Genomic DNA, 25923 nt, shown 5'->3' with positions numbered 1-25923 from the left:
TATACAACAAGGGCAATGGTTAGGTTTATACCATTTCATGTTAATAGATTTTCTAAAAGCAATTACCTTATGTATTGGTTCTGTCGTAATTGTTCACTTTTGTATAAAATTGATAGAGCATAAGAATTATTCTCTTGCTTTATTATTAGTAATTGGTGGTTACATCACTTTAGTGTTTCTGTATAATCAAATCTTATGGGAATTAAAGTGGAATTATTATATACCATCCTATAATCGTGTTGTCATCACTGCCGATGATTTCATTATAGTTTTCTTCCCCTTTGGTGTAGGTGCCGGAATAGAAATTGTTTTTGAACATTTAAAACAACTAAGGAATAAACAACAACTTATTCTCGAAAAAACGAAAGCTGAACTAAATTTTTTAAAAGGACAAATCAGCCCTCACTTCCTTTTCAATACTATAAATTCTATTTTTTGGTTAATCGTCAAAGATCCACAAAAAGCACAAGAACTATTAATGACGTTAAGCGATATGCTTCGTTATCAATTATATGAATGCGAGCAAAATTTTGTCCCAATCCAAAAAGAGGTAGATTACCTAAATCATCTATTCAAAATTCAACAATTTAGAAGACGAGAAGATGTAATTATTGAAAAGGTAATAGAAATAGAAGATAAAAATTTTCAAATCCCACCCCTATTGTTTCTTCCCCTCATTGAAAATTCAATGAAATATGTTTCCCAAAATAAAAAAGAAGACAATTTTATTCGACTATATTTGCAACAAAAAGATAATTCATGTGTCTTTGAAATAAGAAACTCAGTAGATGAAAGTTCTATTTCACTAAAAGAAGACAAAAAATATAGTGGAATTGGATTATCTAATATCAAAAAGCGACTTCATTTACTTTACGGTGATGCCCAAGAATTTAATACTCTTCAACTGAATAATGTCTATTATGCCAACATCAAATTCTAAACTCAAATGCCTTGTTATTGATGACGAAGAATTAGCAAGAGAAGGTTTAGCTAGTTATGTAGAACAAATTCCATTTCTAGAATTAACCGCTACTGCTTCTTCTGCCATGGAAGCCCAAGAAATTATAGATTCAACTTCTATAGATATCTGCTTTTGTGACATCAATATGCCTTACCTTTCCGGAATCGATTGGGTCAAATCAATTAAAAATCCACCCATCATGATTCTAACCACTGCCTACACTGAGTATGCTTTGGAAGGGTATGAAATCAATGTATTAGATTATTTATTAAAACCCATTTCTTTTGATAGATTCTACAAAAGCTGTTTAAAAGCAAAAGAACAATATCTAAAAGAAAATACGGATCATGTCGAGTTTATTTTTATTAAAGTAGATCAACAAATAAAAAAAATATGGTTTAATGAGATTAAGATCATAGAAGCTCAAAATAACTATATCAATATTGTAACGACCAATCATAAATACCTTACCCATCTAACTTTAAAAGAGTTACAAAGTCATTTACCAAATAACTTTATTAAAGTACAAAAATCATTTATTATCAATAAAGACGCTGTAGATGCTATTGAAGGGAACTGTATATTAATCGATAAACATTTAATATCTATAAGCCGCAGTAATAAAACTGAAATAATAAATGAGTTGACTCAAGGTAATATGGTCATCAAAGGATTAAAAATATGAGATACTGTATTGTATTGATATCATTTTTCTTTTTCTCATGCGAAGAATCACATTATAACTTAATGTTTTCTACAGGAGATGACTTAATTGGTTTTGAGCTCACTGAAGATAGTATTTCTTTTGTGTTTGATGAGGATAAAATCATCAATTTTATTGATTTGGAAGGAACTAATTTCTTTGAAACTCCACAGGCTCCTCATTTTCAAGAAACAAAAAAATATTTCATAAAAAAAGAGAGTTTAACTATTGAAAAGGTTCAAGTAATTGGCACTTTCAGTCAATATAAAAAAGATGATAAATATACTTTAGTCAAAAAAAACAATCACTGGGAGATTACATTCCATAAGGAAGATATTGTTCCGTTTGGCGGAGAATTTCTATTTGTGATCAATGATCGATATGCTGCTACTCCTACCTTTAATGAATCAAAAAACTTTCACATGGAGCCTTTTCGTGAAAATGAGCTTCTGAGATCATATATAATATGGTGTTTGTATATTATTGATACAGAATACGAAGTGGGTTATAAAATTAAAGGCGATTCTATATTTTTCGTATTTGATCCAACCATTTATTCCACAATTAATGACAACCAAGGCATTAAAGCACTCTATGATCCTGATGTTATTCGTAAAGTAGAAGTAGCAGGAAGCTTTAATGAATGGACGGAATATTACACTATGGAAAGACAGGGTAATATTTTTGTCAAAGGTTTTAAAATTGATGAAAACATCAATAATTGGGGTGAATTTAAATTTATTGTCGATGATTATTGGGTGAACCCACCGTTTTATGCTTACAATAAATTAGGTCATTATACTGGTTTGAGACACTATAACTTTACCTATAAAATTCCTGGAAAAAGAAATATTAAAGGTTATCGAATTGAAGGTGATGAAGTAGTATTCTTTGTAGAAATTAAATCAAAAGATTTATATACTTATTGGGAAAGAACAACTGCAGATAAATTTACTTTTAAAAATATGTTCCTTTATGCTTCTTTTCTTCCTCAAGAACATCAAAGAATAAAAATGGAAAGAATAAGCGAAAACTATTATGAAAAGAGATTTAATATTAGTGATATTCCAAAAAATAAAAGTTATCAATTTAATTTTTATGGTAATGGGATGATATTTTTAACCCCTCCTTATTCTACTACTAACTTAGCTCATACTGATATTTGGGATAATCAACAATGGTTAAATTTTGAAATTACTTTATAAAAAAACACCTTCAATAAAATATCGAAGGTGTCCAATTTATCAATTTAATCAACTAGTTTTGTTGCCTTTAATTTCCTGTAAAGCAATATCAACATTACAACAAATGATATTAAAGCTATAATCAGCATATTTTGAACGTCGAGTATCACATCTGAATAATTGGCATCGAAGTGTAATACTTTACGTAAAGCATGTAGAAAATGAGTCAAAGGAATTAAGTTGGAAATATTCTGAATCCACTCCGGCATTGCATTTAATGGCCAAGTAAATCCAGAAAGTATAAAACTAGGTGTTGATATTACCATCAGTACCTCAGTAGCTTTTAATTGAGATGGAAGTAACCAGCTAATTAAAACTCCTAAACAAGTAAGTGATAGTATAAAAACACTAGTAATAGCCAATAAAACCCCATAATTCGATGGCATAGGTAATTTAAATAATGGGAACAGTGTTAACTGTAAACCAATCCATAACGTTACACCTATGATCCAATAAGGAATAGCTTTCCCAAAAAATACAGTAAAAGGATTAGTAGTAATAGAAGCTATTTCTCCAAATGTATTTTCTTCATGTTCTTTACTAAATGTTAGTGCCATTGCCAATAGAAACACTTGCTGTAAAACTGCTCCAATTATACCCGGCCATATAAATGTTAGATAATTAGATGTAGCATTAAAATACCTAGTATCATCAACAGAAAATGCTTCCCACTGTTCTTTCGCTGTTTCCAATGGGATTCCTGATTTATGTAACCCTAAAATCTCTATTCCAGCATTTAATGTACCTAAAACAGTTCTAATACCAATATTAGCATAGTTACCTGTAATCATATTGGCTCCATTCACCTCTACTTGAATATGTGGATGACGCTTATAATTAATATCTCCTTCAAACCCTTTGGGGATACGCACTATGGCCTCAAATTTTGGCAAATCATGTTTAACATCCTCCTCTAAATAGCTAATTTGATCTACTTGTAGATAAAAGTTTTCATCTAAAGCATCAATTACTTTATGACTCAAAGGGCTATTATCTTGATCTATTACTGCAATACTCAGTTGTTTTACAGATGCCTGTTGATAAGTGAACCCTACTAAAAGCCCAAAGAAAATTGGAGCCCCAAAAAATACCGCAACAAGTACATCATTTGAAAAGAATAACTTTAACTCTCTTTTTACAAGCTTGAAAAATGATTTAAATTCTTTCATGATCTATTTTTTAGGCATTACTAAAGTAATATTGGTCAACAACTTTTCAGCTTGCTTCATATTATCAGGACGAATCTTTAATACATATAAAGATTGATCAATTTCGTAATTAGGATTCATCGACTTTCTAGTCGCATAAGACATCTCTTCTTTTATACTAACCACCTTTCCTTTTAATTGAATAGATGTATCAAATGCTAATTGCACCGTCACTTTTTCATTTAAATGATACTTTAAAACTTCTTCTTCAGATAAAGCGAATCTTAAAAAGGTTGTATTTTCAGCATATCCTGTAAAAATAGAATATCCCGGTAAAGCTAACTCCCCTTGTTGAAGAGAAATTGATTCAACTCTCATCGCTTTTGGAGCAATAATATATCTTTCCCCTAAAGCTATATTCACCTCTTTCAAAGCACCTTTAGCTCTTTCTAGTTGTCCTAATGCCATTCTTTGTTTTTCATTACGAACACCTGAAATCACTTCTCTTTTTTTAGCAGAAGTTCCTTCATATTTTGCTTGAGCCATTAAATATTTTGTGCGAACCTCATCATATTTTTGAGAAGAAATTAAAGAATCCTTATACATCTCCTCAATACGATTAAAGCTTTTTTGGGCAAATTTATATTGTTCTTCTGCTGCATTATATGCCGCATCAACTTGTTCCAATTGTTCTTTTGTGGCTCCGTTAAAGGCCATTTCATATTGTGCTTTTGCTGCTTTCACAGCTCCTAATGCTTGATCTAGCTTCGCCTCAGCTTCTGGTAAATCGATAATACAAAGAGTATCTCCCTCCTTTACTTGTTGGCCTTCTTCTACTTTCATTTCAAGTACTCGACCAGGAACTTTAGAAGCCACATATACCACTTCTCTTTTTAATTTCCCTTTGTATAGATTGTCTTGTTTTGGTGCTTCTGAACAACCAAAAGCTATCATTATTAAAGACCCAATTAATATTATATTTTTCATAATGTTTTTTCTAGTTTTTGATGTGTTCTAAATTCAACGCTCCCATGGCATCTAGTAAGGCAATAGCTGTATGTCTTTGATGTGCTATAGACTGAATGTATTCTAATTGTGTTTTTTCATAATCAGAAATTTCCAAAAGAATATCATTCACATCGGCCAATCCATTTTTTAGTTCTTCTGATCTAATTTTTAAGCCTGTTTGAGCGCCATCTAATTTTTGATAAGCTACATCCACCATCTGAGTAGCTACTCTCCATTCCATTTTTTTCTTTTCAAAATCGAGAACTACCATCTCATTAGCATATTGTTTTTTCTCTCTCATAGAAGCTACATTTAACGCTGATTTTTGTACTTCTCGTTTTCTTTGTAAACCATCAAAAATCTCCCATTTCATTCCAACCCCAACAAAAGGTACAGGATCAACAGAAGTTAAATTAGAACCACCTTGCATTACATGTGCAAAAGCCTTGGCTTGAGGTAAAGCTGTAAATTGTTCTGCTTTATGTTTTCTTTCTAAAGCCTCTATTGAATGATCTAAGGCTTTAATTTCTGCTCTATTTCCTAGATTAATTTCGTTTTCATCGACAAACCAAATGTCTAAAGAAGGAGATATGCTACTTATGTCTTCCTTTGGAAGTCCTGTCATTTGTTCTAATTTTTGAAGGACTAAATCTTTAGATGCAACAAGTTCGATTCTTTTAGCAGTGATATCTTTTTCGGCAATTCGAATTTTATTTAAATCATAATCAGTAGCCAATCCTACCTCCTTGGCTTTATTTGCAAAGAGAGTCTGCTTGTCCAACCTCTTTTGAGATTCTTCCAATACCTTCATCGATTGATTGATCACAGCTAGCTTATCATAATAATCCATTACCTCTATTATGATTTCGTGCTCATCTTTTTCCATCATTGCCCTTTGTGCTTCTGCTTTTGCTTCAGCAGCTTTAGCATAATTTGGTGCCTGTAATCCAGAGAAAATCACCATTTCCACGTAAGCATCATAAAACCATAAATGATTATCTCTTAAAGAAAGAGAAACTTCATTAGGCATTTGATTTACTAAACCATTTAAATTGCTAAATACCCCATCTACTATTGGCTCCATAATACCAATTGCAGAAGGAGGAAGACCAGAACTTCCTATTCCGTTGACAATACCTTGTTTAGCATTTGTTAGAGAGTTTAATCCATTAGATTTTAAGTCAGTAATATCTCTGTTGATAGTTAGATCATTTAGTAAATAAGCATATCCACCTTTTACCCCTACTTTAGGAATATAGGTGTACATTGCTCGCTGTTTATCGTATTCTGTAGATTTAATCTCATTCCTTTTGATCTTTAAAAGGTGAGAATAATTGATTGCTTTTTCTGCCATATCCCTTCTACTTATTTCTTGTCCAAAAAGAGAAGGCTTACAACCAATTAATAAAACCAATGAATAGAATACTATAGCTTTAATTTTCATTTTGTATTCTTTTTTAAACTAAATTGATAGATTTTATATTAATGAATGATCATTCATTCACAAATGTATTCCAAACTATTTTACATGTCAAGTATTAAAATGTAAATAGTTTCTAATGAAGGGTTTTTATTTAATTCATTGTTTTTTTGTAATGTTGTATGATTATATAAACACAAAAACATAAATATGCCTTTTATCACTAATGATGCGACTGTTTTTGGCCTTTTGATGGCCGTTTTAGCTTTCGTATTTTATACATCTTCACTTAAAAGTGGACTTTGGGTTAAGTTTTATAAAATCTTCCCTCCCCTTTTAATGTGTTATCTCCTACCTTCCATTTTAAGTACATTAAACATAATATCCCCTGAGCATTCCAATTTATACCAAATGGCAAAGAATTATCTTCTTCCTGCCAGTTTAATATTGATGACTATTAGTGTTGATTTAAAAGGTATAATTAATCTTGGTACCAAAAGTATAATAATGTTTCTATCAGGTACTGTAGGTATTATTATCGGTGGGCCACTAGCTATTTTAATTGTTTCCGCTATTTCACCTGAAACATTTAACGGTGTTGGATTTCAAGAAGCTTGGAGAGGTCTTGCTACACTTGCGGGAAGTTGGATTGGAGGAGGAGCCAACCAAGCTGCCATGTTAGAAATCTATAAATATGATCAATCTCTATATTCAGGTATTGTGGCAGTAGATATTATTGTTGCCAATATTTGGATGGCTATTTTATTGATGGGTATCGGTAAAACTGATAAAATAGATAAATGGTTAAAAGCGGATTCTTCTGCTATTGAAGACTTGAAAATTAAAGTACAAGAATATCAGAATAAAATTAGTAAAAACCCTACTTTAACGAATTACATCGTTGTTTTAGGTGTTGCTTTTGGGATTGTTGGGTTGTCTCATTTTAGTGCTGATAACTTAAGTAGTTACATTTCTTCAAATGTTGCAGACCCTTCAACCAGTGTAATGAGTAGTAAATTTTTCTGGCTCGTATTAATAGCAACTACTTTAGGTGTTATACTTAGTTTCACTAAAGCCAAAGAACTTGAAGGATATGGAGCATCAAAATTAGGGAGTGTTTGTATTTACATTTTAGTTGCTACTATAGGAATGAAAATGGATGTTACAAAAACGATGGATAATCCTGGATTACTTGTTGTTGGTTTAGTTTGGATGGCTATTCATGTGTTTATTATGATTGTAACAGCGAAAATCATAAGAGCACCTTTCTTTTTCTTAGCAGTTGGAAGTAAAGCCAATGTTGGCGGTGCTGCATCTGCACCTGTTATCGCTTCTGCTTTTCACCCTTCATTAGCACCTGTTGGTGTATTATTAGCTGTTTTAGGGTATGCTTTAGGAACTTATGGAGCAATGCTCTGTGCCTATTTGATGAGCATTGCATCATAAGTTATATATACAACTATATAAAAAAAGAGAGGTGGTTTTTAATTCATAAAACCACCTCTCTTTATTTATTCCTCTTTATTTTGATTATTAATTTTAGGAGCTCCTATATTACCATCTTCAGAAAGGAGAATGGCAATTTTTCTTGTGCTTTGAAATTCTCCAAAAATAATTATCATTAATACAGTAATTGGGACAGAAAGAATCATCCCTATTACACCCCAGAGAGTGCCCCAGAAAGCTAGAGCAATCAGCACAACAAGACTACTAACATTTAAAGAATTGCCCATTAATTTAGGTTCTACAAAATTACCTATGACTACCTGTATTCCACCCACTGCAAGTAAAACTATCAACCCTACACTCGGTTCTCCAGTCTGAATTATAATAAATAATGATGGAAACAAAGTAGCGATTAAAGATCCAATTGTTGGAATATAGTTTAGTAAAAAGATAATGGCAGCCCAAAAGAAAGGAGCATCAATACCAACAATTAAAAGGACGATATAACTTAAAACTCCAGTAATTACACTAACAAAGGTTTTTAAAGTAAGATAACTACTAACCGTTTTGCCTACTCTTTCTAACATTAAAACAACATTATTTTGATCGTTGATGTTAGGATACATTGCTTTTATTTTATTACCAAACCCGCTTTCTTCCAATAATAGAAAAACAATATATAATATTATCGTAAATGCATTTCCAAACAAATCGGTTACCGAACTTAATACTGTTCTTAATAAATTAGTGAAGTTAGTGTCACCAACCATCTTATTAAGAGAATGTGTTACATTAATATCAAATAACTTATTAATTTTTTCCTCCATTTTTTGAAGGTTTCCATCATAATGAGTCATACTTTCAGATAAGTTCTGCATACTTAAACTTAATAATTTCACTACTAAAAAAAGTATAGTAAAGATCATTAAGGTGGCAAATAGGTTTTGAAGCCAAACAGGCATTTTGATATTTCTTAATGTAGCTACTTTACCAATCATTGTCCTTACCTCCACTACAATTAGCCAAAAAATAGCAGCAAGTATCAAAGGGACAATAATACTTTTTAAGTATATCAATGATGCAACAATCACTACAATCAATATAGAAATACTAGCTGCCTTATTTATTTTATTCATGAATAGTTTTTATATAAAAAAATAAGATTATTAAATATTTGCGAATACTGTACTAAAATAGAAAAAAATCAAATTAGACGAACGATAATGAACAGTTGATATTTGCAACAATACTTTAATTTACAGTATAATACACTGATAATCATACACTTATGAATTTATGGCATAAATATCGAATAACTGTTAAATGTGTCAAATTAATTTTCTTACTCTCTAAATTATTAAATAATGAAAACTATTTTCTCTCTAGTACTAATAACAATATTCTCTTTTTCTAGCTTTGCTAATGTGGAAGAAGCTCCAACATCAGATAAGATGTCTAAGTTAATCAAAATGGTGAATAAAGCCGATAAAGATGATTGGCAAACTTTAAATAAAGCTGCATCATTTAATATTAATTGGAATGCAGACTTAGAACTCGCTAAACAATGGTTAGATGCTTCAATTCAAATTAATGATAATCCAGAAGCTTACGAGTTAATCGGTGATTACCATTTAAGAAAAGGTGATATGAAAAAAGCATATAATTATTATCATCAAGCTTTACTTAAAGGTGTTTTTACCTTAAATGAAAGTGACTTCGAAAGAATACAAAGAAAAACTTTAGTCTTCGGTCAAGCACTAAATAATGAATCGAAATATTCTAATGATAATATTTAAATCATTTAGCTTAACATAGATTTATATATACAATCAATTGTAATGTGTCAAATTAATTTCTTTCTCCCTAAATATTAAAAATCATGAAAACTATTATCACTATCGCTGTTATCACTCTTTTCTCATTTTCAAGTTTTGCAAATGTTGAAGATGCTCCCACATCAGATAAGATGTCTAAATTAATCAAAATGGTTAATTCTGCTGAAAAAGGGGATTGGTATATACTAAATAAAGCTGCATCATTTAATATTAATTGGAATGCAGACTTAGAACTCGCCAAACAATGGTTGGATGCTTCAATTCAAATTAATGATAATGCTGAGGCATATGAATTGATTGGAGATTATCACCTAAGAAAGGGTGATATGGAAAAGGCTTATGAGTATTACTACAAATCATTAATGAAAGGTATGTTTACCCTTAATAAAAAAGATTTGGATAGAGTACAAAGAAAAAACCTTGTTTTTGGTAGAGCTTTAAAATAAATGAAATATTTTAAAAAGGATTGGTTGAAAAATCAATCCTTATTTTTTTCTTCTTTTCTTTTCACCAGGACAATTACATTCCTCTTTTTGTCGAATACTATATTTAAAAGTCAAACCGTATACTGGTGTAATCAAATTTAAATTTCTTTCTGGTTTTCCAGGCTGAATAACATTTCCATCCTCATCATATTGTGGTAAGGTAGATGGAGCAAAGTAAAACTCTGTATTACGCATAGCAAAGGCTCCCAATCGAATATTATCATTCAACTGATAATAAAAATCGACTCTTAGTCTACTTAAATCTACTAATCGGTCTTCAGAAGTTTCGTCTTGAGTATGAATAAAAAGCTCATAAGAAAATTCGGCTCTAAAATTAGATTGTCCAATCTTAAAATTCTTACCTAATAAAGCCCATATACCAAATCGTCCATATTCAGATCGTTCACCAGGTTTATCTTCCAATTCATGAGGAGTAACATATTCATAGGACAACCTTTTCTGAAAATCTAACTTGCCTCCTATTTGTCCATTATGTTGAAAAAAGGCTCTCCAAAACCAGACATTCCAATTGGGTTCAAAAACGGATCTAATCGAACCTCCTACATACAATTTTGGAGTTAATTTATGAGCATACCCCAACATCACATGGGCTCTGTTCATTTTTAATCCATCTACTATATAGCTATCAAAAGCTGAAGACCTTGTATTTCCTTCAAAAAACAAAGAATCACCATTATTCATTTGATAATCTACATTCCAAAATGTCCAACAAGAGGTGTCAAAATATTTTTTTTCAGTTTCTTGGGCTGAGCATAAATGACCTATGAACAACATAAAAAATATAATTTTTATGTTAAAATGTGAGAAAAAAGACTTCGGTGTGTTCATTATTGTTAAAACAAGAATTATGTTAACAGTTGAATCGTAACTAAGCACTGATTAGGAACGATTCATAAAGTACTAATATAAAATTACAGAATCATTAAGATTTATCAATAAAAACTGCATTAATGGAAAAAACTACACCAACATCTACTATCGGCCCAACTACAGGTAACATGCGTCTTGGAGTAATTGATGCTCTAAGAGGCTTTGCAATATTAGGAATTTTATTTGCGAATATCCTTAGTTGGAGTCTATTTAAGTTTACACCTTTTACTACTTTAGAACAGTTACCTTATCATGAATTTAATGACACATTATATTCACTTTTAAGTTTCTTTATTGATACTAAATTCTATAGTATCTTTTCTATTTTATTTGGAGTAGGTTTTTATATTCAATATGATAGACAAAGAAATAATCAAGACGCATTTTTAAAAGTATATAAAAGAAGATTAGGCTTTCTAATTCTATTTGGCTTTATACATATGCTATTCTGGTCTGGAGACATTCTGATGTTATACGGCATGATGGCTTTTGTATTTATACAATTTAGAAATCTACCTTCAAATAAAATATTAGGTTGGTCGATTGGCTTAATGGCATTTCCATTGGTTATCGATGCTATAGTTATGATGGTCGCTCCAGGATGGATGTCACCAGAAGAATCATTAGCAAAAAAGACTTACTTGGATCAAGACCCTGCCTCTGTGGTAGCTGCTTTTGAGAGTGGTAATCTATTAGTAACATTCAAACAGAATTTACACAATGTAGTATGGAGATGGTTTGATTTCTTACCTTCTGGTAGACCATTTAAAGTATTAGGTTTATTCTTATTTGGTTTCTATTTACAATCAAAAGATTTCTTTACTGTAGTAGGTAGATCTTGGAAAATCTTTTTCGGATTTTTTACTGTAGGTGCAATCAGTCATTTTATAGGTTATCATATTGGTGGATCTATGGCATTATTTGCTGCTACTCCTAGTGATTTAGCTTATAAAGCAATTATGGTATTTGGACAATTATGTTTAGCAATTTCTTATGCTTCTCTATTGTCTATCATCTACTACACAAAATGGGGTGAAACCATCTTTTTCCCATTAACAGCTGTTGGTAAGATGTCATTTACAAATTACCTATCGCATACTTTTATTGGTATTGTTATTTTCTACGGAATAGGATTTGGTCTTGGAGGGCAAATGAACTTAGCTCCAATTTTCACTTTGGCAGTTTTGATCTACGCATTCCAAGTAACTTACAGTTATTTCTGGTTAAAATATTTCAAATTTGGTCCTTTAGAATGGGGTTGGAAATGTTTGACCTACAAGAAAACTTTTCCTTTGAGAAACAGTACTTATGATAAGATCAAAGCTGAAAAATTAAAAAAAGCACAAAACGGTTAGAGATAATCTAAAGTCAGCATAAAAAAAGGAATCAATTTATTTACTATAAGTTGATTCCTTTTTTGATTTTAACACGATATAGTAGATGCCTGAACAGAACAAACCTTCTTTAAAATCACAATTAAATAAAAAAGCCACTCCATAAGATCTACTTTTGGAGTGGCTTTCATTATATAAGAGACTTTCTAGAATGGAAGGTCATCTGTTACATCATCATTTGATGAAGCTATATTTTCTGTTGGTGTTGTAGGTACTGGTGTACTTGTCGGAGCCTGCGATGTTGGTGCAGGTGTAGACGGTGCAGCTCCATATTGTGGTTGTGCTTGCGGTTGGAATGCAGCTGCTTGCTGAATTCTCCACGCCTCTAAGTTAGTGAAATACATTACTTCACCACCTTTATCATAAGGACGACCTTTTAAATCAAAAGTGACAGCTACATCATCTCCTTCGTTAAAACTATCCAATAGATTACAGCGATCTTGAGTTGCTTGAAACTTAATATATTGAGGATATGCGCCATCCTGAATTAAAAGAACAAACTCTCTTTTTTTGAATCTCTCAGAAACTTGCTGAGCATCGAATATCTTTTCTAACTTTCCTACTACGTCGAATGCCATCATTAATTAATTTAAGTGAAGCACGAAGTTAAAAAAATGTTCAAAATTTCCGTAATTTTAGAATAGAATATCACACAATAATTAAAAATATTGGTATTTATTTTAATCTATAACCAATCAACACCTATGACTGATTATTATTCAATTAAAGACTTGCTTACTGATGAACAACAAATGATACAAAATTCCGTGCATCAGTTTGTTCAAAAAGAGATTACTCCAATCATAGAAGAACACGCACAGGCGTGTACATTTCCTTCTCAATTAATTCCAAAATTTGGTGAAATGGGTGTTTTTGGACCTTCTGTTTCTACCAAATACGGAGGTGGCGGATTAGATTACATCACCTATGGATTAATTATGCAAGAAATAGAAAAAGGAGATTCTGGAATGCGATCGGTCGCTTCCGTACAAAGCTCTTTAGTGATGTTTCCTCTTGAACAGTTTGGAAACGAAGCACAAAAAGAAAAATACCTTCCAAAATTAGCCACAGGTGAGCTCTTAGGTTGCTTTGGTTTAACAGAACCTAATCATGGTTCTAATCCGAATGGAATGGAAACTAAATTAATCAAAAAGGGAGATCATTACATTCTTACTGGAAGTAAAATGTGGATTACCAACTCCCCTATAGCAGATATAGCTGTTGTTTGGGCAAAGAATGAAGAAGGACGAATTAAAGGGGTAATTGTTGAAAAAGGAATGAAAGGTTTTTCAGCACCCGAAATTCACAATAAATGGTCATTAAGAGCCAGTGTTACTGGGGAATTAGTATTTGATGATGTAGTTATAACTGAAGATCATATATTGCCCCTTAAAGATGGATTAGGAGTACCATTGATGTGTCTTGATCAAGCTCGTTATGGGATTGCTTGGGGTGCAATTGGAGCAGCAATGGATTGTTATGAAACAGCGGTTAAATATGCATCCGAAAGAAAGCAATTTGATAAGACTTTAGGTAGCTTTCAATTGACTCAAAAAAAATTATCAGAAATGTTAACTGAAATTACTAAGTCACAATTGTTAGCTTTGCGCTTAGGTCAGTTAAAAAATCAAGGAAAAGCCACTACTGCACAAATTTCTATGGCAAAAAGAAATAATGTTGAAATGGCTTTAAATATTGCTAGAACATCAAGACAAATACTTGGTGGAATGGGTATTACGGGTAATTATCCTATTATGAGACACATGATGAATCTTGAATCAGTTGTTACTTATGAAGGAACTCATGATATTCATCTTTTAATTCTTGGTGCTGACATTACTGGAACCCCTGCATTTATTTAAATATGAACAATAAATATTTTGTAATTAATAAGCCCTTTGGTGTACTCCCTCAATTTTCTGATGCGGATGGTAGACCAACCCTTAAATCTCTAGGAAAATTTCCTACTGATGTATATCCTGTCGGTCGATTGGACCTAGATAGTGAAGGTTTATTAATTCTTACGAATGATAAAGGATTAAATCATCAGCTTCTTCATCCAAAATTTGAACACTCTAAAACTTATTTAGTTCAGGTGGATGGTGATATCACTGATGAAGCCATTAAAAAGTTAGAAAAAGGTACCGTAATTTCTGTCAACAAATCAAATTACACTACACTTCCAGCCAAATGTATTAAGGTAAAGAAACCTGAAAATTTAGAAGAGCGTAATCCTCCTGTTCGTTTTAGAAAGAATATTCCAACTTCTTTTATTGAATTAACTATTCATGAAGGAAAAAATAGACAGGTGAGAAAAATGACAGCATCTGTTGGTTTCCCTACCTTACGTTTAATCCGTCTGTCGATAGAGAAATTAAGAATCAGAAAATTAAAATCTGGTGGTGTTATCGAACTCGAGAGAAAGTTTATTTATGAACATCTAAACATTGAGGATAAACCTGTAGTAAAAAAGAAAAAGTTTAGTAACGAGAATCTAACTCCATATCAAAGGAAAAAATCATTTAAATCGGATAAAGCCGGTATAAAAAAAGGATACAAAAAAAGGTAAGTAGTTCATCTACTTACCTTTCTTTTTTAAAACTGAATCTTATCATACCAGCCTCCAAAAGAATAATTTCTAGCATTATCTTGCTGTAGAAACTCATTAGGGAAACCAAGATTAATTTTACTCATCTTATTCAATTCAGTCATCATATCTTCTGTTAGATCAATATCTAAGACACCTAGGTTTTGTTGCACTTGTTCTACTTTTCTAGCACCGATGATAGGGATGACTTTTTGATTATTCTTCATCAGCCATTTTAAAGCGACTTGTGAAGTGGTTGCTCCAATTTCGTTGGCAAACTCTTCTACCCTTCTAGCTATATTTAAATTATGATCAGTAAATTTGACACTATTTTCTGATAGCCTTCCTTGGTCAATCATTCCTTTATTGTACTTACCAGAAAGGATGCCAGCTCCCAGAGGAGCCCACGCTAAAACACTCATATCAAAATGATCTGACATTGGAATCAGCTCACGTTCTACTTCTCTAGCAATTAATGAATATTCGACCTGAATACCAGCAAATTGTTCCCAACCTCTAAGTTTTGCGTACGTATTACCCTGACTAACCACCCATGCAGGTGTATCTGAAATACCAATGTAACAGACTTTCCCTTGAGAAATCAAATCATCCATTCCTCTAAGGATATCTTCAATCTGAGTAGTCCCATCCCACATGTGCAACCAAAGAATGTCCATGTAATCAGTATTCATTCTTTTTAAGGATGCTTCAACAGTGTTCATCATATTCCTTCTCGAATTGCCCGATCCATTGGGATGATCTGCATTTTCTATTAAAGTGTATTTTGACGCCACCACATGATGTTCTCTATTCTTCTGTATAAATTCACCTAAATATTTTTCTGAAGTTCCATTGGTATAGAAATTTGCCGTATCAAAAAAGTTACCTCCTTTTTCTACAAAAGCATCAAATATTTTTTGCGATGTATATTTATCTGTTCCAGTTCCCCAATCTTCACCGAAAGTCATTGTACCCAAACAAAGTTCAGATACTTTAAGGCCTGTTTTACCAAAAAACTTGTATTGCATTATCTAAAGTGATTTTATTTTTTTTGAAACTATTATTCCTAATACTAAATATAAGACATATCGGTGAGGATATTTCTGTACCCAACACAAATAATAACTTTATCAATTATTCAAATCAACTGATAATGAGTCCTTTTAATAAATACCATTAAATAAAATAAAAAAATTATGATCAGTTTTTGATTTAACTAACCATTTAGTTAACTTTACTTAACCAAAAGGTTAATCATATGGAAGCCAAAGAAAAAATCATACAATCTGCAAGAGCCGTTTTTCAAGAAAAAGGTAAAAATGGAGCTAGAATGCAAGAAATTGCTGACCGTGCCGAAGTGAACAAAGCTTTAGTACATTATTACTACAAAAATAAAGAAACTCTATTTCAAGAGGTCTTTAAACAAGTGAGTGTTGAGACCATAGTTCCACTCATAGAAATACTCTCCTCAGAAATGGAACTGGAAGAAAAAATTCAATTTTTCGTGAATAGCTATATAGATCGACTACGTCAAAATCCTGATATGATCGCATTTATGGTAGGTGAGTTACAACGTAATAATTTACCTTTTTTTATTGAGGAAAGGGTCAAAAAACTTATTGATCAATTTTCTAAGCAATTACAAAGTAGCGATAAATATAAAGTGGTTGATCCAGTGCAGGTATTAACCTCAGTTATTGCCGCTTGTGTATTTCCATTTATCGCAAAACCTTTGGTATCTTCTTTGACAGATGTGGCTGGAGAATCATTTGATGAATACCTTGAAAAAAGAAAATTAGAATTACCGAAAATCATTTTAGATGGAATAAAAAAATGAAAGTATACATAAACTTATCTCTGTTCATTTTAACTGTATTGCTTTCTTCTTCCCTATCAGCACAAACTATCATCACTTTTGATCAAGCTGAACAAGAAGCGATAGAAAAACACCCTATCAATCAACAACAGGAAATCTATGAAAAAATGTTGATGACAGAAAAAGAGAGATTAAATAAAGGTCGATTACCTGAATTTTCTATTAAAGGGCAAGTCGGTTATTTTTCTGATGTGATCTCACCTGTTGATCCATTAGTTGGTCAGACACAAATATTTCCGGACATACCGCATACACAATGGAGTACTTATGCTAATGTGGAGTATGCGATTTATGATGGTAGTATCAAAAACAAAAAAGTAACTCAAAAAGAAAATGAGTACGCTTTAAAAGTACAAGAAAACGAAGTAAAGAAATACAGTATTAAAGAAACCGTTTCTTCCATTTATTTTTCTGCTCTTAACTATCAGGAACAAGAAAAACTGCTGGAAGAGGGAGTAATTAAGGAAATTGAAAATCAATTAAAAGAAGTGGAAGCTTTAGAAAAAGAAGGAGCCATTCTTCCTAGTGTTTCCGATCAATTAAGAGTTGAGTATTATAAAGCTCAACAGAAGCTGTATTCAGTGAAAGCACAAAAAAATGGTGCTTTAAAAGCACTTTGTGTCTGGTTAGAAAGAGAAAATGAATGGCAAAATATTGCTCTTGAAAGACCTGTGATAGCTTCTCAAAATGAGGCGATTTTAAGACCTGAACTTCAGATGTTTAGTTTACAAACTAAACAAACGGAATCTAGTACGAATCTTCTTCAAGCCAAAAGACTTCCTAAAATCTATGCTTATGGTATTGGAGGTTATGGCACGCCCAACCCTTATAACTTCTTCGAAATAAATGGAGATTTTTATTATCAAGTGGGACTTCGTTTTGCATGGCAACCTTTTGACTTTGGCAAAAACAAAAAAGAAAGACAAGTCATACAAATTCAAAAAGAAGTAATCAACACCGAAAAGGAAACTTTTGATAAAAATATTGCTTCTCAAATAGCTCAGGTGGAAGGAAATCGAGAACAATTAAAACAGCTGATTATTCAGGATCATGAGATTATTAAAATTCAAGAAAAGAACCTGACAAGAGCAAAAGGTAAATTAGATAATGGAGCTGCTACCTCATCACAATATGTAACGGCCATTAATCAATTGTCTGATGCAAAGCTCAACTTATCTTCTCACGAATTACAATTACTTCATACCAATTATCAATTAGCCATGATTAAAGGTCAACTTTAATATATAAAAACCATGAATAAAATTAATTTAAAATATATCGTCTTACTCTGCATCAGTTCAATCATCTTCTCATGTAACATCAATGAAGAAAAATCTGATGCATATGGTAATTTTGAAGCTGTAGAAGTCATTGTTTCTGCGGAAGGAAATGGTACTCTCACACAATTTGAGATTGAAGAAGGTGACAGATTAAAAGCTGGACAACACATTGGTGTAATTGATACTGTGATGTTAACATTACAAAAAGAAGAAGTGCTAGCAAATATCAGAAGTCTTGGTTCTAAAGTGATGAGTATTCATGAACAAATTGCTGTTTATGAAGAACAACACAAGAAATTATTAAACGATAAAGATCGCTTAGAAAAGCTTTTTAAAGCTGAAGTTGCCACACAACAACAATTAGATGAGATTAACGCAGGCATTGCAATTAATGAAAAACAACTGATTGCCACGAAACGAAAAATCAAAGACAGTAATCGAGCTACATTGTCTCAGTACGAGCCTCTAAGTAAAAAGATTGATGTCATAAATGAACAAATCAGTAAATCTAAGATTACGTCTCCTATTGATGGAATTGTACTGGAAAAATATGCGGAAGCTTCTGAAATTGCTTCTTATGGTAGACCTCTATTCAAAATTGCCAAACTTTCTACCTTAAAAGTGAGAGCGTATGCTTCTGCTAGTCAATTGGAAAATGTAAAAGTGGGTCAGGAAGTTACTATAATGACGGATAACAGTAATGGAGAAATGCACACCACTAAAGGTAAAATTGAATGGATATCTGCTAAATCTGAGTTTACTCCAAAAACTATTCAAACAAAAGAAGAAAGAGTAAATTTGGTCTATGCTTTTAAAGTGAAAGTAGAGAATAAAAACGGTAAATTTAGAATAGGAATGCCAGCTGAAATAAATTTCTAATGTGATGATTAGCATAAGAAATCTATCAAAAAACTATGAGGAAGTACAAGCTTTAAAAAATATTTCCTTGGAGGTAAAACCGAAAGAAATATTTGGTTTGATCGGTCCTGATGGTGCAGGAAAAACAACCCTAATGCGTATCCTCACTTCCCTCCTTTTATTTGATGAAGGAGAAGTCCAAGTGATGGGGAAATCTCCTATATCAGATTATCAATTTATTCGAAATCATATTGGCTATATGCCTGGAAAATTCTCTCTCTATGAAGATTTAACAGTTGAAGAAAACCTTTCTTTCTTTGCCAATATCTTTGGTACAACCATCGAAAAGAGTTATGATCTTATTAAAGATATTTACCAACAGATAGAGCCCTTCAAAAAAAGGAAAGCAGGTGCATTATCTGGGGGAATGAAACAGAAGTTAGCTTTATGTGCTGCCCTGATTCATTATCCGAAAATACTCTTTTTAGATGAGCCTACTACAGGTGTTGATCCTGTGTCAAGAAAAGAATTTTGGCATATTATCCAACAGCTTCATCATCACGATATCACCATTTTTGTCTCCACCCCATATATGGACGAAGCCAATTTATGTGATCGTATCGCTTTAATCGACAAAGGTGAAATTCTCAACGTTGATCTGCCTGAAAATATATCAAAAGCTTTTGACAAGACTTTATATGCTATTCAATGTCATGAAGGGAATTATCAACTGATCAAAAAACTAAGAGAATACACTCATTTTGATAGTGTTTTCCCTTTCGGAGAAGAAGTACATTATACAGATGCTAGAGCAACAGATATTGAAAGTGATATCAAACTGTATCTTGAAGAAAGTGGTTTAACTTCTATTCAAATTAGAAAAACAGCCTCTACTATTGAAGATGTGTTTATCAGTTTGATGAATAAAAATTAAATCTCTGAGTTATGGAAAAGATTATAGAATCAACAGAATTAACCAAAACATTTGGAGATTTTACTGCGGTCAATAAAATCACTTTTGATGTAAAAAAAGGGGAAATATTTGGCTTCTTGGGTGCGAATGGTGCCGGTAAAAGTACAGCAATGAGAATGCTGACTGGTTTACTGTCTCCTACTTCTGGAGCGGCAACAGTTGCTGGGTACGATGTATTCACAGAACAAGAGAAAATCAAGAAAAATATTGGTTACATGTCTCAAAAATTCTCTTTGTATAATGATCTTACTTTAATGGAAAATATCACGTTTTATGGTGGTATTTATGGATTATCAAATACACAAATAAAAGAGAGAGGAGAAAAACTTATAGAACGATTAGACTTAGGGAACATCAAAAAAAAGTTACTCAAAGAAGTTCCTTTAGGATGGAAACAAAAAATTGCTTTTTCTGTTGCAACTCTACATAACCCTAAGGTGGTTTTCTTAGATGAACCTACAGGTGGTGTAGATCCAATTACAAGAAGACAATTTTGGGAAATGATCTATGAAAAAGCAGATCAAGGGATGACTGTATTTGTGACTACCCATTATATGGATGAAGCAGAGTATTGTCATAGAATCTCTATGATGGTTCATGGAGAAATTCATGGGTATGGAACACCCAAAGAATTGAAGAAAGAATTTAACGCTCAGAATATGGATGAAGTATTCATTCACTTAGCTAGGGGCGATCAATACAATTTAAAATAATGTGATGGATCGTTTAAAAGGAATTATAAAAAAGGAGTTTTATCACATTTTTCGTGATAAGAGAACCCTATTGATATTATTTGGGATACCTATCGTACAGATTGTATTATTTGGATTTGCCATTTCAACTGAAATCAAAGAAGTAAAAGTTGCTCTGTTAAATCAATCTAAAGAGGTGTCAAGTCATCAATTGGTCAATAAAATTTTATCTACATCTTACTTTAAAGTTGATGAAATATTAGAGAATGAAGAAGCCATAAATACATCCTTTAAAAAAGGTAGAATTAAAGCGGCAATCGTTATACCACCCCATTTTGAAGAGGATATTTTAAAAAATAAAGAAGCTAAAGTTCAGATCATTTGTGATGCTTCAGATCCAAATACAGGGACTCAAATTGGAGCCTTTTTAGAAGGTCAAATTCAGTCTTTCTTGTACGAGAATGCACAAAAAACATTTGGAAGTAGTCCTCCTATTCAAATCAATACAGAAATTCAGATGAGGTATAATCCTGAATTAAAATCGGCCTATACATTTGTACCCGGTTTAATTACCATAATACTGATGTTGATTTGTACTATGATGACATCAATTGCTATCACAAGAGAAATTGAAACCGGTACTATGGAAGTTTTATTAGCATCACCCATGCACCCTTCAATAATAATTTTAGGTAAAGTGATCCCATATTTAGCGCTCTCATTTAGTATAGCCGTTTTCATTTTATTCCTAGGGAAGTTTGTTTTTGGAGTTCCAATTCTAGCCCATTTCGGATTAATCACTTTCGAAATTCTGTTGTATTGCCTGGTAGTGTTAGCATTAGGTATTTTTATTTCAACGGTTGCAAAAACTCAGCAACTGGCTTTAATGATTTCTTTATTTGCTTTGTTCTTACCTACCATGCTATTATCTGGGTTTATTTTTCCTATACACAACATGCCCTTACCCTTACAAATGGTAACCAAAGTAATTCCTGCCACTTACTTCAATATCATTATTAAGGCATTGATGTTAAAAGGAGCAACAATTTCAGAAATACTTAAAGAGACATTAGTACTAGCAGGAATGTTTGTGGTACTCGTAGGTGTGAGTATCAAAAGATTTAATATTAGACTGGGTTAATTATGAAGAGATTTAAATTTATTCTTCAAAAGGAATTCAAACAGATATTTAGAGACAAAGGAATGCTTCCTATCATTTTTTTGATGCCCATTATGCAATTAATGGTATTGTCTTTTGCAGCAACTTTCGATGTTCATAATATCAATATGGAAATTATTGATAAAGATCAATCCTCGCTTTCACAACAATTGATCTCAAAATATGCTTCATCAAGCTATTTTAATATACTTCAAAACACACCTTATGATGCTGATAATGGCGAAAGTTTACAGACGGGTGAAGCTGTCATTATTTTAGAGATTCCTCAAGATTTTGAGAAAAATATCATTCATCATCAGCCCACACAGCTTTCTGCCAAAGTCGATGCAATAGATGGTATGTCAGCGGGTGTGTCTGTGAATTATGCACAATCTATCATTCGTGATTTCCAAGATAATTACCTTCAAGAAAAAGGTCTTTTATTAAAAAATGGATTGAAAATAAATATATCCAATTTAAACTGGTACAACAACAGCCTAAACTATAAATTTTATATGGTTCCTGGCCTATTAGTCCTTTTGGTAAGTATGATTGGTATTTTCCTCACTTCCATGAACATTGTAAAAGAAAAAGAAATTGGGACGATTGAGCAATTGAATGTAACGCCTATTACAAAAGCAGAATTTATTATTGGAAAGCTCTTTCCATTTTGGTGTATTGGAATGTTTGTATTAAGTCTAGGTTTATCAATTGCTAAACTAGTTTTTGATATTCCAATTCAAGGACCACTTTCTATTGTTTTTGCCTTTGCGATGATCTATTTACTAGTAGTGCTAGGATTAGGATTAATTATTTCTACTCTATCTGATACACAACAGCAATCCATGTTTATAGCATGGTTCTTTATGATTGTATTTGTGCTTTTAAGTGGACTGTTTACCCCTATTGAGAATATGCCTGGTTGGGCTCAAGACCTTACTCTATTAAATCCTGTTCGATACTTTATTGAAATAATGAGAAATGTTCTTTTAAAGGGTGCTTCTTGGGCCGATGTAAAAATGAACTTTTTCATTATTGGAATTTATGGGATTATCATCAATGCATTAGCAGTGTTATTATATAGAAAAACGAATTAGTAATTTGATTTTACAAAACATAATATAGTAAACAAGATAAGCCAATCTATCCTCAAATAGATTGGCTTGTTTTATAGTAATAAGACATCATCTTCTTCAATATTTTAGTTCAAGATAATGCTAGCACTAAAAATCCAGAACAGTTAGGTACTAACGTTTAATGACTAAACATTACCTATTGTTTTCAATTATATTTTCCTTTCAAATATTTTAGAATATCCAATACTGGAATTATAATAATACCCTCTGATTTTAACAATTGTAGAGTTTTCTTGTAATTCTAATGGTATGATAGTAGAACTTTCTAAAAAAACTTTACTTGTTTTTCCGTTTAGATATACAAAAATATAAGGTGAATCACTATCAAAGTCTTGAACAAATTTATTTACTTCTACTAATCCTACATCATCAGTGATCAATGTTATAAAAATACTTTCATAAGTTTCATTTGAATCAAGATTTAATATTAAATGTTGATGTGGAGACTTTTCTATTTTCATATCTAATATACCTTGAGCATATATATCACATGATATGAATACAAGTATAATTTGAGCAAATAAATACTCCCTGCAAAACAACATAATTCTTAAAATTAATTTGATAAGTCATTACCTCAGATTAGTGAGAGACTCTCCCAGATTGAAAAAACATAACATTTCTATCTCTAGTATAGGATGAAGTTGCAAAAGATATTAATAACTATCCTATAGCATTTGGTTATTTTCTGTTATAAAGAATCAAAAATAAGCATTTGTATTTCAAATAGCATAATATTTGAATTTAGAATCGGGCAATTGATAATGAATACACAAGGAATTCTATTCCTTACTAGTGAAAATAAATATATCAATCATCAAAAAATTTAATATCCCTATAAAACCGGGTGCAATCGTTTAGTATTACCTTGAATGTAAATCAAAGGAGAATAAAGTATAATGATGTGTTAGTATTGATTAAAATAAAGGTTTTTATCAATCTTAGTCTGTAAATATTGATATACACAAAAGAGGTTACTAATATTGCATCAAAATTTTTTTAAACTATGACGACAGAATTAATAGAATTATTAAAACTTACTGTCCCTGCGGGTATAGTACTTTTAAGTGCATTTTATATCGTGAAAATGTTCCTTCAGAAGGAATATGACACTTTATCAATCAAAATGAAATCCGATCAACAAGAACAGACCTTACCTTTAAAGCTACAAGCTTATGAGAGGTTAGCATTATTTTTAGAAAGGATTTCTTACACAGAAATATTAGACCGAACGAATTACGAGGAATTCAATGCAATTTCTACGCAACAGGTCTTGATTATGACAATCAAAGAAGAATTTAACCATAACCTATCACAGCAAATCTATATTTCCCCGGATTTATGGGAAATGATTAGAGGAGCAAAAGAACAATCTATCTCTTTTATTAATAACTCTGCTAAAGAACTTCCTGCTGACGCCACTGGTCTGGATTTAGCGAAAGTAATTTTAGAGAAAAGCATTTCTGAGGAGGCAACTCCTACCGTATTAGCTCTAAACGAGCTTAAAAAAGAAGTGCAAGCAATATTCTAGATTTTACAATCATTAATTGACATTACAATTTGTTAAAAATCAAAAGTTTACTTCGATTTTTCAAGCTTGTATATTTGTAACATTGAATATTGAAACACACTTGATATCAAGTCAAGAAATATAAGAGTAATAGTTAGTTTTTGGGTTATGATAAAAGAGTAAGGGGTATCTCCTTACTCTTTTTTTACCATCATTCTAAATACTGACAATAACACACAAACATTAAAATTTGTTTGCAAAACATAAGAAACCAAGCATCATTTAACACCGTTTATGTTAATATAAATTGAATAAATAATCAGTTAATCTGGTTTAAAAATATATAGAAAGATAAGAGTAATAGTTAGTTTTTGGGTGAAAGAGCTTAGGGTTTCCTTAAGCTCTTTTTTGTTTTAGTTCCATCTGAAAATATGTTAAACATCATTGACATTTTATTAGAAACCTCTCCTCATAATTTACGTTTCTATTACTATAAAAAAAATAAGAATTCACAACCAGAATTGCTGGTTTTAAGATATATAGAAAGATAAGAGTAATAGTTAGTTTTTGGGTTGAAAAGAGCTTAGGGTTTCCTTAAGCTCTTTTTTTATCTAAGAATTATTTGAAAATTTAAATATTGTTTACAATAAAAGAGTAACTAATCTTCTTTTTGAGCGTTTTATATATTATAAAATGAATAGAAATTCACAATCAGTTAATCTGATTTAAGATATATAGAAAAAAAGAGTAATAGTTAGTTTTTGGGTTGAAAAGAGCTTGGGATATTCCTAAGCTCTTTTTTTGCTTATTTCAATTTTCAATATGTTCAATTTTATTGACAATAAACGTGAAACTACTCAATAAAAATAACGTTAATTATATTATAAAATGAATAGATATTCACAATCAGTTAACCTGGTTTAAGATATATAGAAAGATAAGAGTAATAGTTAGTTTTTAGGTGAAAGAGCTTAAGGTTTCCTTAAGCTCTTTTTTGTATAAATAGTTTGGTATTATGTTAAACCTTATTGACAATAAACGTGTAACTACTTAATAAAAACAACGTTAATTAAATTATAAAATGAATACGCATTCACAATCAAGTTATCTTGATTTAAGATATATAGAAAGATAAGAGTAATAGTTAGTTTTTGGGTGAAAGAGCTTAGGGTTTCCTTAAGCTCTTTTTTGTTTTAAATTGATATATAATCATTAAAATTTGTTAGTAAAAATACCTCAACCAAACACATTTAACATCGTATATGTTAATATAAAATGAATAGATATTCACAATCAGTTGAACTGATTTTAAGATAT

Annotated in this window: 25 protein-coding genes; 17 read left to right on the top strand and 8 right to left on the bottom strand. The window is 31.5% G+C overall.

Translation table 11 applies throughout. From position 1 onward, the window contains the following. Positions 1-37: 37 nt before the first annotated feature. From NH26_RS02010 to NH26_RS02000, 3 genes are read left to right on the top strand one after another with little or no spacing between them, the layout of a single operon-like run. The gene (locus tag NH26_RS02010) at positions 38-940 is read left to right on the top strand and encodes a sensor histidine kinase (RefSeq protein ID WP_044223697.1); all 903 of its coding nucleotides are present in this window, start codon (positions 38-40) and stop codon (positions 938-940) included. Then, entirely contained in the window at positions 921-1646 is a 726-nt protein-coding gene (locus NH26_RS02005; protein WP_158021864.1) for a LytR/AlgR family response regulator transcription factor, read from the top strand. The genes NH26_RS02010 and NH26_RS02005 overlap by 20 nt, the downstream gene beginning before the upstream one ends. Next, complete coding sequence (locus NH26_RS02000) at positions 1643-2869, top strand: hypothetical protein (protein WP_139262805.1); 1227 nt, start codon at positions 1643-1645, stop codon at positions 2867-2869. The genes NH26_RS02005 and NH26_RS02000 overlap by 4 nt, the downstream gene beginning before the upstream one ends. A 44-nt stretch (positions 2870-2913) precedes the next feature. On the opposite strand, the gene NH26_RS01995 is transcribed toward NH26_RS02000, so the two are convergent. The 3 genes from NH26_RS01995 to NH26_RS01985 are packed head-to-tail and all read right to left on the bottom strand — an operon-like array spanning position 2914 to position 6508. Then, on the bottom strand, positions 2914-4077 hold the full coding sequence (locus NH26_RS01995; RefSeq protein WP_044223691.1) for an ABC transporter permease: 1164 nt from the start codon (positions 4075-4077) through the stop codon (positions 2914-2916). Between the two features lie 3 nt (positions 4078-4080). Further along, positions 4081-5043 (bottom strand): HlyD family secretion protein, encoded by a 963-nt coding sequence (locus tag NH26_RS01990; protein ID WP_052432009.1) that lies wholly within the window; start codon positions 5041-5043, stop codon positions 4081-4083. Between the two features lie 10 nt (positions 5044-5053). Beyond that, a complete protein-coding gene (locus NH26_RS01985) occupies positions 5054-6508 on the bottom strand; it encodes a TolC family protein (RefSeq protein ID WP_044223688.1) in 1455 nt (484 codons plus the stop codon). Between the two features lie 186 nt (positions 6509-6694). Between NH26_RS01985 and NH26_RS01980 the strand changes: the two genes are divergently transcribed. Beyond that, positions 6695-7930, top strand: a complete 1236-nt coding sequence (locus NH26_RS01980; RefSeq protein ID WP_044223686.1) for a DUF819 family protein — start codon at positions 6695-6697, stop codon at positions 7928-7930. 65 nt (positions 7931-7995) lie between these two features. On the opposite strand, the gene NH26_RS01975 is transcribed toward NH26_RS01980, so the two are convergent. Further along, on the bottom strand, positions 7996-9066 hold the full coding sequence (locus NH26_RS01975; RefSeq protein WP_044223683.1) for an AI-2E family transporter: 1071 nt from the start codon (positions 9064-9066) through the stop codon (positions 7996-7998). Between the two features lie 228 nt (positions 9067-9294). Between NH26_RS01975 and NH26_RS01970 the strand changes: the two genes are divergently transcribed. Then, a complete protein-coding gene (locus NH26_RS01970) occupies positions 9295-9726 on the top strand; it encodes a hypothetical protein (protein ID WP_044223681.1) in 432 nt (143 codons plus the stop codon). Positions 9727-9809: 83 nt separating this feature from the next. Further along, positions 9810-10211: a hypothetical protein gene (locus NH26_RS01965; RefSeq protein WP_044223679.1), complete on the top strand. Its 402-nt coding sequence runs from the start codon at positions 9810-9812 to the stop codon at positions 10209-10211. Positions 10212-10250: 39 nt separating this feature from the next. Here NH26_RS01965 and NH26_RS01960 read toward each other — a convergent pair whose 3' ends face one another. Then, complete coding sequence (locus NH26_RS01960) at positions 10251-11045, bottom strand: DUF2490 domain-containing protein (RefSeq protein ID WP_044223677.1); 795 nt, start codon at positions 11043-11045, stop codon at positions 10251-10253. Positions 11046-11221: 176 nt separating this feature from the next. Here NH26_RS01960 and NH26_RS01955 point away from each other — a divergent pair, with 176 nt between their 5' ends. After that, positions 11222-12496, top strand: a complete 1275-nt coding sequence (locus NH26_RS01955; protein WP_044223675.1) for a DUF418 domain-containing protein — start codon at positions 11222-11224, stop codon at positions 12494-12496. Positions 12497-12681: 185 nt separating this feature from the next. Here NH26_RS01955 and NH26_RS01950 read toward each other — a convergent pair whose 3' ends face one another. Continuing rightward, on the bottom strand, positions 12682-13113 hold the full coding sequence (locus NH26_RS01950; RefSeq protein WP_044223673.1) for a DUF3127 domain-containing protein: 432 nt from the start codon (positions 13111-13113) through the stop codon (positions 12682-12684). 126 nt (positions 13114-13239) lie between these two features. Between NH26_RS01950 and NH26_RS01945 the strand changes: the two genes are divergently transcribed. Further along, positions 13240-14397, top strand: a complete 1158-nt coding sequence (locus NH26_RS01945; RefSeq protein WP_044223672.1) for an acyl-CoA dehydrogenase family protein — start codon at positions 13240-13242, stop codon at positions 14395-14397. Between the two features lie 2 nt (positions 14398-14399). Beyond that, positions 14400-15104, top strand: a complete 705-nt coding sequence (locus NH26_RS01940) for a pseudouridine synthase (protein WP_044223670.1) — start codon at positions 14400-14402, stop codon at positions 15102-15104. A 26-nt stretch (positions 15105-15130) separates the two neighbouring features. Here NH26_RS01940 and NH26_RS01935 read toward each other — a convergent pair whose 3' ends face one another. Next, positions 15131-16150 carry an aldo/keto reductase gene (locus tag NH26_RS01935; protein WP_044223668.1) on the bottom strand — a complete coding sequence of 340 codons (1020 nt, stop codon included), beginning with the start codon at positions 16148-16150 and terminating at the stop codon, positions 15131-15133. A 230-nt stretch (positions 16151-16380) separates the two neighbouring features. On the opposite strand from NH26_RS01935, the gene NH26_RS01930 reads away from it, so the two are divergent. From NH26_RS01930 to NH26_RS01900, 7 genes are read left to right on the top strand one after another with little or no spacing between them, the layout of a single operon-like run. Beyond that, positions 16381-16959: a TetR/AcrR family transcriptional regulator gene (locus NH26_RS01930; RefSeq protein WP_044223666.1), complete on the top strand. Its 579-nt coding sequence runs from the start codon at positions 16381-16383 to the stop codon at positions 16957-16959. Continuing rightward, a complete protein-coding gene (locus NH26_RS01925) occupies positions 16956-18239 on the top strand; it encodes a TolC family protein (protein WP_044223664.1) in 1284 nt (427 codons plus the stop codon). The genes NH26_RS01930 and NH26_RS01925 overlap by 4 nt, the downstream gene beginning before the upstream one ends. Before the next feature lie 12 nt (positions 18240-18251). Continuing rightward, positions 18252-19157, top strand: coding sequence for an HlyD family secretion protein (locus NH26_RS01920; protein ID WP_044223663.1), 906 nt, complete (start codon positions 18252-18254; stop codon positions 19155-19157). 4 nt (positions 19158-19161) lie between these two features. Then, the gene (locus NH26_RS01915; protein WP_044223661.1) at positions 19162-20070 is read left to right on the top strand and encodes an ABC transporter ATP-binding protein; all 909 of its coding nucleotides are present in this window, start codon (positions 19162-19164) and stop codon (positions 20068-20070) included. 11 nt (positions 20071-20081) lie between these two features. Further along, the gene (locus tag NH26_RS01910; RefSeq protein WP_052432007.1) at positions 20082-20822 is read left to right on the top strand and encodes an ABC transporter ATP-binding protein; all 741 of its coding nucleotides are present in this window, start codon (positions 20082-20084) and stop codon (positions 20820-20822) included. A 4-nt stretch (positions 20823-20826) separates the two neighbouring features. Next, on the top strand, positions 20827-21942 hold the full coding sequence (locus tag NH26_RS01905; RefSeq protein ID WP_044223659.1) for an ABC transporter permease: 1116 nt from the start codon (positions 20827-20829) through the stop codon (positions 21940-21942). Positions 21943-21944: 2 nt separating this feature from the next. Next, on the top strand, positions 21945-23057 hold the full coding sequence (locus NH26_RS01900) for an ABC transporter permease (RefSeq protein WP_044223657.1): 1113 nt from the start codon (positions 21945-21947) through the stop codon (positions 23055-23057). 188 nt (positions 23058-23245) lie between these two features. On the opposite strand, the gene NH26_RS01895 is transcribed toward NH26_RS01900, so the two are convergent. Next, positions 23246-23557 carry a hypothetical protein gene (locus NH26_RS01895; RefSeq protein WP_139262802.1) on the bottom strand — a complete coding sequence of 104 codons (312 nt, stop codon included), beginning with the start codon at positions 23555-23557 and terminating at the stop codon, positions 23246-23248. Between the two features lie 545 nt (positions 23558-24102). On the opposite strand from NH26_RS01895, the gene NH26_RS01890 reads away from it, so the two are divergent. Then, positions 24103-24627 carry a DUF7935 family protein gene (locus NH26_RS01890; protein ID WP_044223653.1) on the top strand — a complete coding sequence of 175 codons (525 nt, stop codon included), beginning with the start codon at positions 24103-24105 and terminating at the stop codon, positions 24625-24627. Positions 24628-25923 lie beyond the last annotated feature (1296 nt).

Source organism: Flammeovirga pacifica (genome assembly GCF_000807855.2).
In the GTDB taxonomy this organism is placed as follows: Bacteria; Bacteroidota; Bacteroidia; order Cytophagales; family Flammeovirgaceae; genus Flammeovirga; species Flammeovirga pacifica.
The sequence above is the reverse complement of the archived record's forward strand: the minus strand, read 5'-3'. Positions and strand labels throughout refer to the sequence as shown.